This window comes from Natranaerobius thermophilus JW/NM-WN-LF, from assembly GCF_000020005.1.
Taxonomy (GTDB): domain Bacteria; phylum Bacillota; class Natranaerobiia; order Natranaerobiales; family Natranaerobiaceae; genus Natranaerobius; species Natranaerobius thermophilus.
Window position 1 is genome coordinate 614,252 of record NC_010718.1, and the last position, 14,207, is coordinate 628,458.

Annotated in this window: 16 protein-coding genes; 10 read left to right on the forward strand and 6 right to left on the reverse strand. The window is 35.7% G+C overall.

What is annotated here, in order from left to right; genetic code table 11:
- Nucleotides 1–45: 45 nt before the first annotated feature.
- A complete protein-coding gene (locus tag NTHER_RS03090; protein ID WP_012447067.1) occupies nt 46–1,347 on the forward strand; it encodes a GNAT family N-acetyltransferase in 1,302 nt (433 codons plus the stop codon).
- A gap of 118 nt (nt 1,348–1,465) precedes the next feature.
- A complete protein-coding gene (locus tag NTHER_RS03095) occupies nt 1,466–1,732 on the forward strand; it encodes a hypothetical protein (RefSeq protein ID WP_012447068.1) in 267 nt (88 codons plus the stop codon).
- 194 nt (nt 1,733–1,926) lie between these two features.
- Here the strand turns inward: NTHER_RS03095 and NTHER_RS03100 are convergent, their stop codons facing one another.
- The 3 genes from NTHER_RS03100 to NTHER_RS03105 form a co-directional block, all read right to left on the reverse strand.
- Nucleotides 1,927–2,559 (reverse strand): ABC transporter permease, encoded by a 633-nt coding sequence (locus NTHER_RS03100; protein ID WP_158438200.1) that lies wholly within the window; start codon nt 2,557–2,559, stop codon nt 1,927–1,929.
- A 75-nt stretch (nt 2,560–2,634) separates the two neighbouring features.
- Nucleotides 2,635–2,808 carry a hypothetical protein gene (locus tag NTHER_RS15855; protein WP_012447070.1) on the reverse strand — a complete coding sequence of 58 codons (174 nt, stop codon included), beginning with the start codon at nt 2,806–2,808 and terminating at the stop codon, nt 2,635–2,637.
- On the reverse strand, nt 2,801–3,766 hold the full coding sequence (locus NTHER_RS03105; protein ID WP_012447071.1) for an ABC transporter ATP-binding protein: 966 nt from the start codon (nt 3,764–3,766) through the stop codon (nt 2,801–2,803). Before NTHER_RS03105 ends, NTHER_RS15855 begins: the two co-directional genes overlap by 8 nt.
- Before the next feature lie 250 nt (nt 3,767–4,016).
- Between NTHER_RS03105 and NTHER_RS03110 the strand changes: the two genes are divergently transcribed.
- The 8 genes from NTHER_RS03110 (at nt 4,017) to NTHER_RS03150 (ending at nt 11,525) form a co-directional block, all read left to right on the forward strand.
- A complete protein-coding gene (locus tag NTHER_RS03110) occupies nt 4,017–5,285 on the forward strand; it encodes a class I SAM-dependent methyltransferase (protein WP_012447072.1) in 1,269 nt (422 codons plus the stop codon).
- Between the two features lie 190 nt (nt 5,286–5,475).
- Entirely contained in the window at nt 5,476–5,997 is a 522-nt protein-coding gene (locus NTHER_RS03115; RefSeq protein ID WP_052291999.1) for a TIGR01440 family protein, read from the forward strand.
- Nucleotides 5,998–6,193: 196 nt separating this feature from the next.
- On the forward strand, nt 6,194–6,550 hold the full coding sequence (locus tag NTHER_RS03120) for a hypothetical protein (protein ID WP_012447074.1): 357 nt from the start codon (nt 6,194–6,196) through the stop codon (nt 6,548–6,550).
- A 313-nt stretch (nt 6,551–6,863) separates the two neighbouring features.
- Nucleotides 6,864–7,391 (forward strand): exonuclease domain-containing protein, encoded by a 528-nt coding sequence (locus tag NTHER_RS03125; protein ID WP_238526110.1) that lies wholly within the window; start codon nt 6,864–6,866, stop codon nt 7,389–7,391.
- Between the two features lie 413 nt (nt 7,392–7,804).
- Nucleotides 7,805–8,326: a manganese efflux pump MntP gene (locus NTHER_RS03135; protein ID WP_158438202.1), complete on the forward strand. Its 522-nt coding sequence runs from the start codon at nt 7,805–7,807 to the stop codon at nt 8,324–8,326.
- A 27-nt stretch (nt 8,327–8,353) separates the two neighbouring features.
- The gene (locus NTHER_RS03140; protein WP_012447078.1) at nt 8,354–9,160 is read left to right on the forward strand and encodes a VanW family protein; all 807 of its coding nucleotides are present in this window, start codon (nt 8,354–8,356) and stop codon (nt 9,158–9,160) included.
- Nucleotides 9,161–9,311: 151 nt separating this feature from the next.
- On the forward strand, nt 9,312–9,614 hold the full coding sequence (locus NTHER_RS03145; protein WP_012447079.1) for a hypothetical protein: 303 nt from the start codon (nt 9,312–9,314) through the stop codon (nt 9,612–9,614).
- Between the two features lie 156 nt (nt 9,615–9,770).
- The gene (locus NTHER_RS03150) at nt 9,771–11,525 is read left to right on the forward strand and encodes a BCCT family transporter (protein WP_012447080.1); all 1,755 of its coding nucleotides are present in this window, start codon (nt 9,771–9,773) and stop codon (nt 11,523–11,525) included.
- Here NTHER_RS03150 and NTHER_RS03155 read toward each other — a convergent pair whose 3' ends face one another.
- The 3 genes from NTHER_RS03155 to NTHER_RS03165 all read right to left on the reverse strand — a co-directional run bounded on the left by NTHER_RS03155 (nt 11,526) and on the right by NTHER_RS03165 (nt 14,200).
- The gene (locus tag NTHER_RS03155) at nt 11,526–11,765 is read right to left on the reverse strand and encodes a hypothetical protein (protein ID WP_012447081.1); all 240 of its coding nucleotides are present in this window, start codon (nt 11,763–11,765) and stop codon (nt 11,526–11,528) included.
- Between the two features lie 68 nt (nt 11,766–11,833).
- On the reverse strand, nt 11,834–13,093 hold the full coding sequence (locus tag NTHER_RS03160; protein ID WP_012447082.1) for a Ger(x)C family spore germination protein: 1,260 nt from the start codon (nt 13,091–13,093) through the stop codon (nt 11,834–11,836).
- A gap of 15 nt (nt 13,094–13,108) precedes the next feature.
- Nucleotides 13,109–14,200, reverse strand: a complete 1,092-nt coding sequence (locus tag NTHER_RS03165) for a GerAB/ArcD/ProY family transporter (protein WP_012447083.1) — start codon at nt 14,198–14,200, stop codon at nt 13,109–13,111.
- Nucleotides 14,201–14,207 lie beyond the last annotated feature (7 nt).

Genomic DNA, 14,207 nt, shown 5'->3' on the forward strand with positions numbered 1-14,207 from the left:
ACTGATACTGAATTAAAAATAAAACCACAAGGAGGTCGTCAAAGGATGGCAATAAATAATAATGTATCATATAAGGCTTTAACTGATGACTTGGAGCTTGAATACAAAAATCATCAGGGTTATGCTTTTACCCCGGAAGATGGACCGCAACCTGAAGGTCCTAAATACCCAGATCGCTGGCGCGGTCCTGCCATAGGAGAAAAACGCGGTATATTTCAAAATGAACAACTTGTTTCAGTAGGGAGATTACTACCTACTGAAATTAGTATTGGTGGTAATTATGTACCAGCTGGTGGAATAGCCGATGTGGCTACGATGCCCGAAAATAGGGGTAAAGGTTTTTTTAAACAACTTTTCTCTGGCTTTATTCAGGAAATGCGGGATCGTGGGTTATGCTTATCAATATTATGGCCTTCTTCTTACCACATATATTCTAAACTAGGGTATAGTACTGCCGGGTCAAAAATAGTATATGATATGAATTTCAATAGCTTCTCACTAAGCAGTAATATCAAATTAACCGAGAAAAAACTTGAATTTGTCCCCATAGAGAGAGGTCAGGAACATGATTCCCTAAAAGAGGTTTATCGACGAAATACTAAAAAATTTAATTTGTCAATTAATAGGGATTCTAATTGGTGGGATGCTTTTGTTACTACTCAGTCAAAAGTTTCTTCAGGAAAACCAGCTTATGTTTATGCTGTTATAGACCCCAATGATAATCCTGAAGATTATAAAGGTTATTTGATTTATGACTTCGATACTGTGCCTTCTGTAAACTCCCAGGGGCAACCAGCTAACATTACTAAGATGCGTATCCGGGAATTGGTATATGATAATTTTGAAGTTTATAGTGCTATTTTGAAATTTATTTCGGGTCACAGTCTGCAAGCAGAACAACTTTCCATTGAGGGAATTACAGATCAATATTTTACAGATAAGATAATGGCCCCTGAAGCTCTTAGCTGTCAAATCGAATCAGGCCCTATGGTAAAAATTGTTGATGTAGTTAGCGCACTTTCGTATTTAGAACCACCTAAAAACTTGACAGGAAAGTTAAATCTTCAAATTGAGGATAAATTTACACCTGACAACTCCGGTATTTATATGATAGAAGTGGAAGAAGGAAATATAAGTGTTAATTCTGAGCCAACAACTACAAGCATGGAAAATCCTGATTTTATTATGGATATAAACTCATTATCCCAAATATATGCAGGCTATATACAGCCCTACCAACTTGTACAAGAACAAAGAATAACTCCTGGGAACTCTGATCCGGAAAAATTGACTCTACTGAACAGAATTTTTCCAAGTCATCCCATTTTTCCTCTGGAATACTTCTAACTTTTTGGTGCTGTTACATTTAGTTGTTGATACTGTTTTTACTGTAAAGAAGGGGAATGTCAAATAAATGAAACTATCAAAAGATTTTGGACCCAATTAAGGGGGAGATTCTCTTGGGGTGAGTGTAAAATTTATTAGAGATGTATTGATAACATACGAAGGAGAATCCTTTCAACAAAAGCGTGGTAAACAATTTACTTATAAAGTTAAGGGTAATTCTATTGTGCCAGATACAACTAAGTACCCAATCCCCATCAAGGACATTATTAAAGGGTTAAATAGAGGACAGGTGACTAGAGTGGCTGATCTCAAAGATTTGCGTGGATCATCATATATATACGCTTTGGTAACGGACAAAAGGATTAAAGATAATATTAAGTGTTAACTTAGTTGTCTCAGGAAATGGGTGAAGATAGTTAATTGTAAGAAACAAATGAGAAGCTGCTTCATTTTATAGAAATTTTAGATATAAAAATGAGCAGCTTTTCTCTTTTTGTTAATTTTCCCCCAACGGCCTTTCAAGATATAGACATCTAATTCATGCCCCCTACAGCTAGTTCATGCCCCCCTTCACTGGAGTTATTCTTCTATTCGCCAGTCAAGATTGTTTAAAATTAAGATATAAAAACAGCAAGTGAATACTAGTAAAATAGCGGCATTAAATAACACTTCCTGGGTTAGCCCTGAAATCAACAAAATTCTTAATGTCTCGGCAGCATAAGTTGTCGGTAATAATCTAGATATCAACTGTAATAAAGAAGGAAGATCCTCAATTCTTACCATTACAGGTGTCAAGAAACTGATTAGCATCATTAGAGCCTGGACTAGCATGCTAGTAAGCTGTTGATTTGGTGACCAAAACCCAATATATGCTCCGATTCCCACAACACTCATTATTATTAGAAAGGTTGCAGGGAAAAGTGCCCATGTCATATAAAAGTCAACATCATAAACCAACCGGCCTATCACAAACAAAATACAGAATGACGGTAAACTAGTCATGGCTCCTCTTGCTAGATTAGCTAATATAAAGTTTATCTTAGAGATGGGAAGTGATGCGTAAAAAGTGAAATGTCCTTGGTGTTTCTGCTGAGATATATTTTGAGCGACTACGTTTAAACCTGTAATAACCAATGCAAACATCATATTACCAGTTATAATATGGGCCATTTGACCGGAGCTGGGATTATCAGTAAAAAAATTTAAAAACATCAAGGTGGTTAAGGGAAATAAAGAAGCTAACCCCACTATAAAAATCCAATCATCTCTAATAATAGCAAATTGTATTCAAAGGAGATACCAAAGCTCTACGATTAGCTGGCGTAAATTATTAGTTTCCATTATCTCTTCTATATCGTCTTGATCTTTATGATAGAAATCCGAAACTGAACCTGGGTATGATTCTGAATATGAATCTGAGCCTGCAGATTTATAAGTAAAACCTCTAGTATTGTTAACCATCTTGTAATTCCTCCCTCTTATATCTGTCATGTATTTGAAAATATACATCTTCTAAGCTTGGCGGTATAATAGAAAAGTTTTCGATGGGTAGGTCCTGTTCATTATTGGTCAAAAATTTCACCAAAGATGAAGCTTTTTCCTTATCAATTAGCAGATCAACCTTTGTTTCTGTATTACTAATAATAGTTCCCCAGGAATCTAGCAGTTCTCCGATACTATCATTCGCACCTGATTCAGTGGAAACCTGACACTTAAGACGCTGATCCACCCGTTGCTTTAACTTATCTACTGTATCTATATCTTGTAGTTTACCATTGTTTATAACAGCTACTCGGTCAACTACCTGTTCTGCTTCTAGGATATTATGAGTTACTAGAATAACTGTGGTATCTTGTTTATTCTTTTCCCTAATAATCTTCCAAACTAGCTTTCTCTTTTCTGGGTCCAACTCATTTGTGGGTTCATCTAAAATTAGCACAGAGGGCCTACCTATTAAAGTTATTCCCATACCAGTTAGTCTTCTTTGTCCACCAGAAATTTCTTTGATCTTATTATCTTTGACATCTGTTAATTCTAACTCTGATATAAGCTCTTCTGTTTTTTTATTGGCTGGTTCGTGTTTTAATCCCCGAAGGCGTCCAGTAAAGTAGATGGCCTCCCTGACTTGTAAAGGTGTGAGACATGATGGTTCTTGGGAGTAATAAGAGATCTCTTGCGCTAATTTATGGCTGTTTTTTAGTACATTTTGGCCTCGGTAACGAATCTCACCTTTAGTTGGCTGGATATGGGCTAACATTTGCTTAACCAAGGTTGATTTACCAGCTCCATTAGGTCCTAATAGACCTATTATTTCACCAGATCTAATACTACAGTTGATATCTAGATTTGCTGTTACTTGTTTGTCTTTCTTTTTATATATCTTGGTCACATTATCAATTTCAAATAGACTATCCTGCAACAATTTCACCTCTTTCACTGTTCATTTTTTTCCTTAAACTGTTATTAACTCAAGATCGAGTTATCTATATAATAATAAAATCCCGCTCTGCAAGATACCTGCCAGAAGGCGAGATTTTTATCCGTCTTGGGACTGATATTTGTTAAGCAAGGAAGCATAGCATTACAAGAGGCCTTTTTGAGTAATTTGTCATTTTTAGAACAAAGCCCCATATAAATAGTTGTGACTACATTTAAAGGGGGCGATAACCATGAGGGCTGATCAAGCTTATCGTGAAGCTATCAGGTACTATGGTGGTCATCAGTACATTAGTAAATTAAGAGGTAAATACGATAATGTCAGGTTATTTTGGGAAGATTACACTACCGGTTACTATTTAAAACCTTATCTAAGAAGGATGGTATCGGAAAAGCAAGAACTGGGGCAAGGTTTAAGGGTTTGTGAATTAGGCTGTGGAGCGGGGGATGGCTATGACTTCTTAACTAGATTGTCCAGGGAAAGAGTATTAGATCAGGCAGATACCAAAGTTATTAGTAATCAAGATCTAGCTTTTTATAAAGGTGTTGATCTGAATAATGATTTGATTACCGAAGCCAATAATAGATTTCAAGATCATAGTAAAGTGAAATTCACACAAGGAGATATTAGTCAAGGCCTTCCCGTAGAAAGTGGAGAATTTCCTTATGACCTTTACTTTACTGCTTATGCCACCTTATCTCATTGCAATGATCAAGAACTGGAAAAACTTTTTAGCGATATTGCTGTCCATGGTAGAAACGGGAGTATCATTGTAGGAGACTGGTTGGGTAGATATTCCTATGAGTGGCAGAGCTTATGGACACAACACCCTGAAAACAAGCCCTTTGTTAGTTATAAACTAAACTTTTATTCAGACCAGGCTAAGAATGTATCCACATTTCCCATGAGAGTAATGACACCGGAAGAAATCACTGAGATTGTAGATAGAGTCTCGGAACGGACGGGCATTAAATTAAAAATTAAAAAAATATTTGACAGATCTTTATTTGTTGGCAGACATATAGAAACTGGAGATTATAATGATTACCCTCAACCTCTACGATCCATGGTAAACTCTTTACATGAACCTGGTCATAGAACTTATTTACCTAATTTACTAGTAGATTATATCACACGCCCCGGCTACACATGGCAGAATAACAGGCTTAAAGATTTGGAAAAGTCCTGGAACTCTTTAATTCGCTATACAATAAAACTTTTACAAGCTATAGCAGATCGTAATAAACAACAGCCAGGAGATGATATTATAGGAGAAAATATACAATTGCCGGATCCTCCTGATACTAATAGTTCCGCTTTACGCCAGGCTTATCAAGTAATTAGAAGAACTATAGAAAATAGCTATTATTTTTATGGTGATGTAAGAGCTGATATTATCGAAAATCAGTTGGGTTGTTGTTTGAGAAATTTAGAAATGAAATATCAACAAGGTGAAGGTTTAGGGCATTCAATTGTTTCAATAATCCAAGTTATTAAGTGATAACGGTTAGTAAAATAAGACCTGCATGTTAGTGAGAACACTCATTGGGATACCGGGCAGTCACCTACTGCCCGGTAATTAAATTGAAATGAGCATCAAAATTATAGTAAAATTAATTAAAGGAAATTTTAAGGGAGGGGATTATTTGTCTGAATTTAATGATAGTGTAATTAACAATAGCCGAGATATCATGTTAGAACTTCTTTATGAAGCTAACTTAGATGATGGAGAAATAATTGTGATAGGTTGTAGTACCAGTGAAGTTATGGGAGAAAAAATAGGCAGTTCTTCCAGTTGGGAAATTGCTGAATCAATTTATGAAGGTATTATTTCAGCTATAAACAGTTATTTAACAGATTATCAAAAACAATTATTTCTAGCATTTCAATGCTGTGAACATCTAAATAGGGCATTACTGATAGAAGAGAAATGTCTCCAACAATATAACTTTGAACAGGTGACAGTGGTTCCGTCTCCTAAAGCAGGTGGTAGCTTACCTTCTGTGGCCTATACCAGATTTGATTCGCCAGTAATGATAGAAAGAATAACCGCCCATGCTGGACTGGATATTGGTGATACCTTTATTGGGATGCATTTAAAACCTGTAGCAGTTCCGGTTCGCCCTTCTATACAAAATATTGGATCAGCCCATGTGACTATGGCTAAAACTCGTCCCAGGTTAATTGGTGGTAACAGAGCAATTTACAAATAAAGACTTTATAAGGACTGAATGAAAATATGATTAAAAGTACTAATGATTATTTTAAAGTTTATTGTTGCTCATCCATCAAAAGCTCATTAATGACATTTTTGAATATTTATTAAATTATAGTAAAACCATTAATCCTATAAATCTCCCCTGATTAATTGATTGATATTAGGTGATACTAAAACAAGGGGGGATTGAAATGTTACTTAAACTTAAAGAAGTAGAAAAGACTTTAGAAGACACATTGGCCAAGTTGAGACAAACTGGAAAAATCTCTGAACAAATTGAAAGTGAACTAAATTATGTTTTGGATTTTGCAATGGCAAATTTAATTACTGAAAATGCCGAGGAAGGATTTAAAATTAGACCTGAATTGATAAACGAATATCCTGAAGGGGTGCATTATTTACAAGATCCGTTTCCCGACTACCTGAAAGAAATGAAACAGATCTTAAATGTAGATCAGCCCGACTCCCAAAATGTTTTATATTTTGGAACAGAAATTTTACAAAGGTTAAAGAGTTTTTCAAAAGTTAGTTCACCATCTACTTTTTGAATTTGTGAATTATTACATACTGTATACACTAACTATAAGTTTTTTGATAAAAGACATCATAGCGTTTATTATTTGGACAAGCTATAGAGTATTTGGAAATGAGATGGTTTCTCAATTTCACACGACCTGGCAGGTTATTAACTCTTCCTTGCCGAATCTTTAAAGAACCCGACAGGACAGAGGAAAGAACTGACACTTTTTATTCTGTTGCGGGAGGATAAAGTGATGAAAAAATTTAATAGGAGGGATTTTTCTGAATTTAGTTGCCATTGATTTTGAAACCGCTAATGCTCGTAGACACAGTGCTTGTGCTTTGGGCATTATTAAGGTGGAAGCAGGTGAAATTATTGAAAAACAGCATTGGTACATTAGACCAAAACCATTCTATTTTCACCCCTATAATGTATATATTCATGGGATTAAACCAGAAGATGTCCGAGATGAACCGGATTTCAGTGAAATATGGAGAGAAATCAGTACATATTTAGAAAATAACTTGGTAGTAGCCCACAATGCTTCCTTTGATATTAGCGTTCTAAGACATGTTTTGGATTTATATGATTTGGACTACCCTCAATTTGACTATTTATGTACAAAAAAATTAGCTGAAAAGCAATGGCCTCATCTTGATAAATATGGATTGAAATCCATTGCCAAGTTTTTAGATGTAAAATTTAAACATCACGATGCAATGGAAGATGCTTACGCTTGTGCTCAAATTGCAGTATCAGCATGTAAAAGTCAAAATGTTGATTGTTTATATTCACTGGCAAGAGAGTTGCGACTAGGTTTGGGCAAAGTATATCAAGGTGGGTATCGGCCAGCTAGAATCCGGTCTTAGTGTTCACAAACCCTTAGGAGGTGTAGTCATTATGGCTATTTTTTTTGTGGTTATTTCACTTACTATTTCTTTGGTAGGAGCTTATATATGCTATCAAAGGATCTCGGTTAGCACAATTTTTAGAACTGGATTTTATTTTTTTGTGCTATTAGGAATGTCAGAGTTATTTTCATATACTCCATCAATACTTATGATGACAGGGGCAATCAACAATTATTTAGACCCCTCCCAATTCGGTTATTTCAGCAGTTTTATACAATTAGCTTCTAGGGTATTTTTTTGGGCAAGTATGATAACACTACTTATTGGTCTTTATAAATACCTTCCGCAAAATAATAACTAGCATAAAATTATAATATAGTATTAGATTTGAAAGGAGTCGTAATCACTTTATGGAACTGCTATCCATACTAATGTTAGTTATATCGTCAAATTTAGATGACCTTGGGGTGGGGTTTAGTATTGGGATTCAAAAGAGAATACCTGTACCCATAATTCTAGTAATAGCTTCCATCTCAGGGCTGACTATGGCCCTTGGTATTGGCATGGGGGTCCAGTTGTTAAATTTCATTCCCAGGGGAATAAATGATTTGATTGGTGCTTTAGTCTTTCTTGGCTTAGGAATTTATTTTGTGGTAAATGGCCTTAGAAATCAAGAGAATGACGAAAACAGACCTATAAAATTTACCTTGTCAATGGCGATAATTTTGGGTTTGACTTTGGGTATAAATTCCTTGGCTCTGGGAGTTTCTGCTGGTATAACCGGATATCCTTTATTGCCTACTAGTATTGCAGCTTTTTTAGTTAGCTTTATTTTTCTATTTTTGGGCTCAGTTTTTGGCGGGGCCTTACAACCTATTCTTAAAAAGTCGGATATAATTTCCGGGATATTATTAGTATTTTTAGCTTTTGCTATACTACTAACACCTTTATAATTATTATAAATTCAGGGGGAGGGGATTATGAAAACATCGATACAAAGATCCAAACTACGTCTGCTTTTGGGAAAGTTCTACTATCAAATTAAACGATACCTGGAATGGTATTTAAGTACCACTAAGTGGGCAAGTATGTATAAAGATAAGCTTTTAAAGTATTCAGTTTTTCAACATAAAACACCCTTACTGAGAAAGCTAAGTCAAGTGGAAATGTGGATGCAATATAATAAAATTACTAATTTAGAAATAGCTACTAAGAGATTAAACAAAATTATCATTAAACCAGGAGAAACTTTTTCTTATTGGAGACTAATCGGAAGACCCACCAGGACTAAAGGTTATCTAGAGGGTATGGTGTTATACAATGGGAAAGTAGAGTCGGGTGTAGGCGGTGGACTGTGTCAGCTTTCCAATTTAATCTATTGGATGACTCTCCACACTCCCCTGACAGTTACCGAAAGGTACCGACACAGTTACGATGTTTTTCCGGATTCCAATCGAACTGTGCCCTTTGGGAGTGGAGCCACTTGTGCCTATAATTATATAGATTTGCAAATATATAATGGGACTAAACAAACATATCAATTGCTTGTGTACTTGACTGATGATTACTTGGTGGGAGAGTGGAGGTCTGATAATGAACCATGTCATACATATGAGGTGTATCAGGGGGATCACTGGATAACCCATGAACCTGGTATCGGGTATGTACGTCATAATACAATATATCGAAAAGTTTATAATCTTAAAGGAGAAGATATTGATGATGAATTTGTTACAGAAAATCATGCTATTATGATGTATCAACCCTATTTAGAACAGGGAGATTAGGAAAAAGTGCTTAATATAAGATCAGCAAATATAATACTGTTATTGAGCCCTGAAGTTATCAATAACGAAATAACAGCACTAATCTAAAAAAGTTGGTTGTTCACTCCAACAGTCTTAAATATATACTATGAAGCAAAAAGGAGTGAACAACATGTTACCAATTCAATATTTTGGATGGATTATTATTGCACTAGCTTTGCTCAGGCTTAAGAATAAAGCTTATTTAAAAGATAAGTGGAGATTAGCCTTTTCTATGTTTACTGGTCTTTATTCCTTAGGAGAGTTGTTTGCATATTACAATATCCATAATTTCATCAATTTCTGTTATTTATTGAGTGCGGCTTCTTTTTTGATTCCATTTTTAAAATTTGATTTTGATAAAAAGTTGGATATTGAAAAGATAGGTGATACAGCTTTAATACTCGGTGTTGGAATCATTGTGTTAACCTCTTAAACTCCGTGTAATAAAATGGATGTTATTAGCATTTGTTTGAATTTCAAACCCCTTTCTTGACATCCCATAACCTTTAAAATATAATCCCAAATGTACTTAACAAAGGCGATGGTGGCAACTATTTCCAAAACAAAAAAGAAGGGGTTTGAGATTTGTATGGAAAAAATTGAGGTTAGTAAAAAAGAACTCGAAAAAAAGTTATTCGACAGAAACTACACAAAGTACGGTCTTGACTTAAATCCAGTTGTTTCCTTTGGAAGTGGAATTTTTATTATCTTGTTTTCACTGTATGCTCTGTTGGATCTCGATAGAGCCAATCAAGTTTTTCAATTTGTTAACGAAACAATTGTAACTCGATTTGATTGGGTATTTATTATGTCAAGTAATTTTTTTATCTTAGTTTGTCTATATCTGGCCTTTTCCAAGCTTGGTAATGTTAAAATAGGTGGCCTTAACAGTGAACCGGAATTTTCTAATTTTGCTTGGTATTCAATGCTTATTTCAGCAGGTATGGGAATAGGATTGATGTTTTGGGCTGTAGGTGAACCTCTCCATCATTTCATGGAAGCCCCGCCAATCTTCACAAGTACCAGTGCTGATAAAGCAGCCCTTGCTACTACTTTCTTTCATTGGGGATTGCATCCCTGGGGGGTCTATGCCTTATTAGCTTTAGCTCTAGCTTTTTTTGCATATAATAGGAAGCTGCCTTTATCACTTAGGTCGGTATTCTATCCTCTATTTAAAGAAAAAGTGTACGGTACCCTGGGAGATGTAATTGACACCTTTGCCGTGTTATCGACATTGTTTGGACTAGCTACTTCTTTGGGACTAGGAATCAAGCAAATCAATAGTGGTCTCGATTACTTATTCGGAATAGGTTTTAATGTACAAATGCAGGTAACTTTAATAGCCATTATCACTTTATTGGCTACTATATCTGTAATTTCAGGGATTCACAAAGGTGTCAGGTTTTTGTCAGAACTTAACATAAGACTAGCCTTTATATTTATGATTGCAATATTTTTATTAGGACCGACTACTTATATTCTGCGTTTATTTTCAAACTCTGTAGGCCTATATTTCAGTAATATTGTAGAATATGCTTCCTTTATTAACATTGATGGGGGAAGCTGGCAGGGAGATTGGTCTATATTTTATTTGGCCTGGTGGATTTCCTGGTCCCCCTTTGTTGGAATGTTCATTGCTAGAATTTCTCGCGGAAGAACTATCAGAGAATTTATCTTAGGTGTTTTGATTGTTCCTTCCCTGCTGTCTTTCTTCTGGTTGTCTGTTTTTGGGGGTACTTCCATTTTTTTAGATGGACAAGCAGGTGGAGCTTTATTTGAGACAGTACAAGACGATTATCCTGTGGCTTTATTTGAAATGATCGATTTACTACCAATGCCATTTTTGGCTGGAGCACTGCGGGTATTAATGTTTATTTTAGTGATAGCGCTAGTATCATCTTATTTTGTCACATCTTCTGATTCGGGCTCATTGGTAGTAGACAAAATTACATCTAGCGGCAAAATCAACACACCTAAAAAACAAAGAGTTTTTTGGGCCTGTCTGGAGGGACTAGTTGCTGCTACACTGTTACTGATCGGTGGTGAAAAGGCGCTGGATACTCTACAGACGGCCGTTATCAGTGCTGGACTACCCTTGGCTTTTATTTTGACAGTTATGGCCATTTCATTAATTAAAGGAATCACCGTTACCCATAAAAAGCAGAAAAAGATCAGGGATAAAAGAAAATTTGAAGAACTCTTTGAAGATCTTGAAGAAGAACGGGAACAGGATCAGGAGCAAGGGGAAGGACAGCATACGAGTGAAACTGAAACAGCAGTTAAAAAAACAGATCATCAAGCTGAACCAGAAGTATCACCTAATGTTACACCACCACAAGATTAACTAAGATAAAAAGTTAAAACCAAAAGGTTCTAGAACATTGGTGATTATAAATTCCTGAATAACCAATATGATATCAGTGACATTAGGTATAGGAGCTCCAGCTACCACTAAACTAGCATATATACCAGCAAAAAGCCATAATGGGATATAGACCTTAAGTGTGTTAAATTGTTTCTTTTTGATCATTCTGGGAATTTGAATTGCGGCAACTAAAATTAATATTGCCCAAATAAGAAACATTATTGTTCGCTCCTATCTAGATGCCTTGAAATTTTGACTTTTTAGTTGATGGTAGAACAAGTCTAATTTTAATCTCTAATGAGAGGGTCCGTTACAAGCCCCGCGCGTCTTAATTCAAATTCTACGTCTACGTTGACAGCTAAATCTGTAAATATCTCTTCTTGCCATTCGTGTTTTATTCCATCCCAAACATCAGGTTTTTTCCTATAGAAAACATTACCGAAACCAAATACATCGGATTCATGTTGGTGGGCCCTTTCAATACTTGATTTTATTTCATTTTTAATAGCTGTGGCTGTTCTGTTTTCAATAGAATCTATTAATTCCCCCTCTTCTTCATACCCTTGGGGACAGGTCTGATCCTGGATTCGTCCATCTGCACTAATTTTAATATCTATTTGATAATCTCCTTCTTCTGTAATAATAGGATTAACATGAGATTCGGATTCGAAAATTTCAATACTGATAGGATGGGTATCATGAACTGGACAATTAATCACCTTAATGGCATTATCTACATTTCCGTGAATCCAGAACCAGCCTCTAGTTTCTTCGATATCAAACCATCCTTGCATCTGATCTCCTTTAAATACGGCTCCACCTTCTAGTCGGGTGGTTCCTCTAACTACATCTTCTTCACCAAGGATATCTTCCTCTTCCTGATCTCCTAAGTCTATCTTTCCAATCACAGTTTCTCTTCCGGGCATTGATAGTACATTAAAGGACTCAATTAAAGATCTAGAGGGGAAAACCGACCGTTCAAATACCGAAAGAATTATTTGTCTTTCAATACCTTCTCCTATATATGTTTCAAAAGGTAACTCTGTTCTAAATAATTGAGTTATGTCATGTTCTTCCGGAAGTATTGCAGGGAATGCTATTAACCGTGTTTCTCTCTCTCTATCAAAATAATCTAGGACAGGCCCAATTCCTCTCCGTGCTAGATCTTCGCTGATTATTAATAATTTATTATGTGTAAAAAACGGCTCCCTGGTCATGTGTAATTGTAAGTTTTTAGCAGCATGATAAGGAGTCCTTCCTTTGGCACTCATAACACCTACATTTGGTCCGTCATTTCCACCACCACCTCCCAGGCCATTACCACCTTCTATTCCTGTGGGATCAGCTACTTGGACGGTTATTTCATATAAATCTTGATCTTCGTCGTAATCAAAGCCAGTAGCCAGTACAAAAGCTCTATTTTCTGGCTCATTCCTGTCCCAACAGCCTGTAATAATGAGCGGAATTACAGTTATTATTGTCATCAAAATGACTAGTTTAGAGCTTTTTTTGTTTTGTTTAGAAAGATTATTGTTTATAAGTTTCATTTTACAGTTCTCCAATCAGTTCGATTTGGTTAGTTTTTTAAATACGTAACTGACCCACAACAATATAAAGGGTAAAAACCCTGTCATAGCATATGGAAAGAAAACTTCAGGAGCAAAGAAATTTCTAATCTGAAAAATACTTTCAAAGGAATGCATAGCCATAACTACCCATACAATAGCCATTGGAAAAGTTAAAGGGCGATAATCCCTGAGACCAAACCACTGTGAAAGTCCTTTTGCTCCACAGTATAAATATACAGATAGTGATATATATATTCCCATTCCCCAGGCCAGGACTGCAAAAATTTCCAACCTTTCTATATATTCACTGAGCTCTAAAGCTCTAATTGTGAGTAAGAAAGGAAAAACTGCCTTTGCTCCTTCAACTGATCCAAGTTTTCCAATTACTGCTATGGAGATTAACAGTACCAATAGATTTGCTGCAGTAAAAGCTACTATTATTGTCTTTATTCCCTTTTTTGGTTCGACAACTCTGGGAAGCAAAATTGTGACGACCAAAACCTGGCTTCCTATAGCTGTAGGGGTTAGAGCTGAACTCATTACTTGAGTTAGCCCACCAGCTAGTACTGGTTCAAAGTTTTCTGGTACTAGTTCTGGCAACGGCAATAATATGGAAATACCAATTAAGAATATGTAAAAGGGAAATAATAGATCCGCCATTCTTCCTAAAACTTCTACTCCTATATATACAGTAATAGCAGCTAAAAACACCATGGCTCCAATTACAAAAACCAGTGGAGTTCTGGGTAAAAAAGCTATATTCAATAATTCCCCATAAATTCTCACTTCAGTAGCTGCCATGTGTAGAAAGAACCAAAGTATTAATAAAGTTATTAGTTTTCCCGGATATTTTCCCAGTAAATCCTGGCTGTATTCTACAATGGTTTGCTCGGGGAACTTAATTCCTAGCCCCACTACTAAAAATATCAGAGCAACCGTTGTAAATGTCATAATAATTGTAGCCAGCCAAGCATCTTGTCCGGCATTTCCAGTTGTTAACACAGGTAAAAATGCTATAGCAATTGTTGCTCGTACTAGAAAAATCATAAACAGTAATTGTCTATTAGCTATTTTTTCTTGCAGCACAATTTTC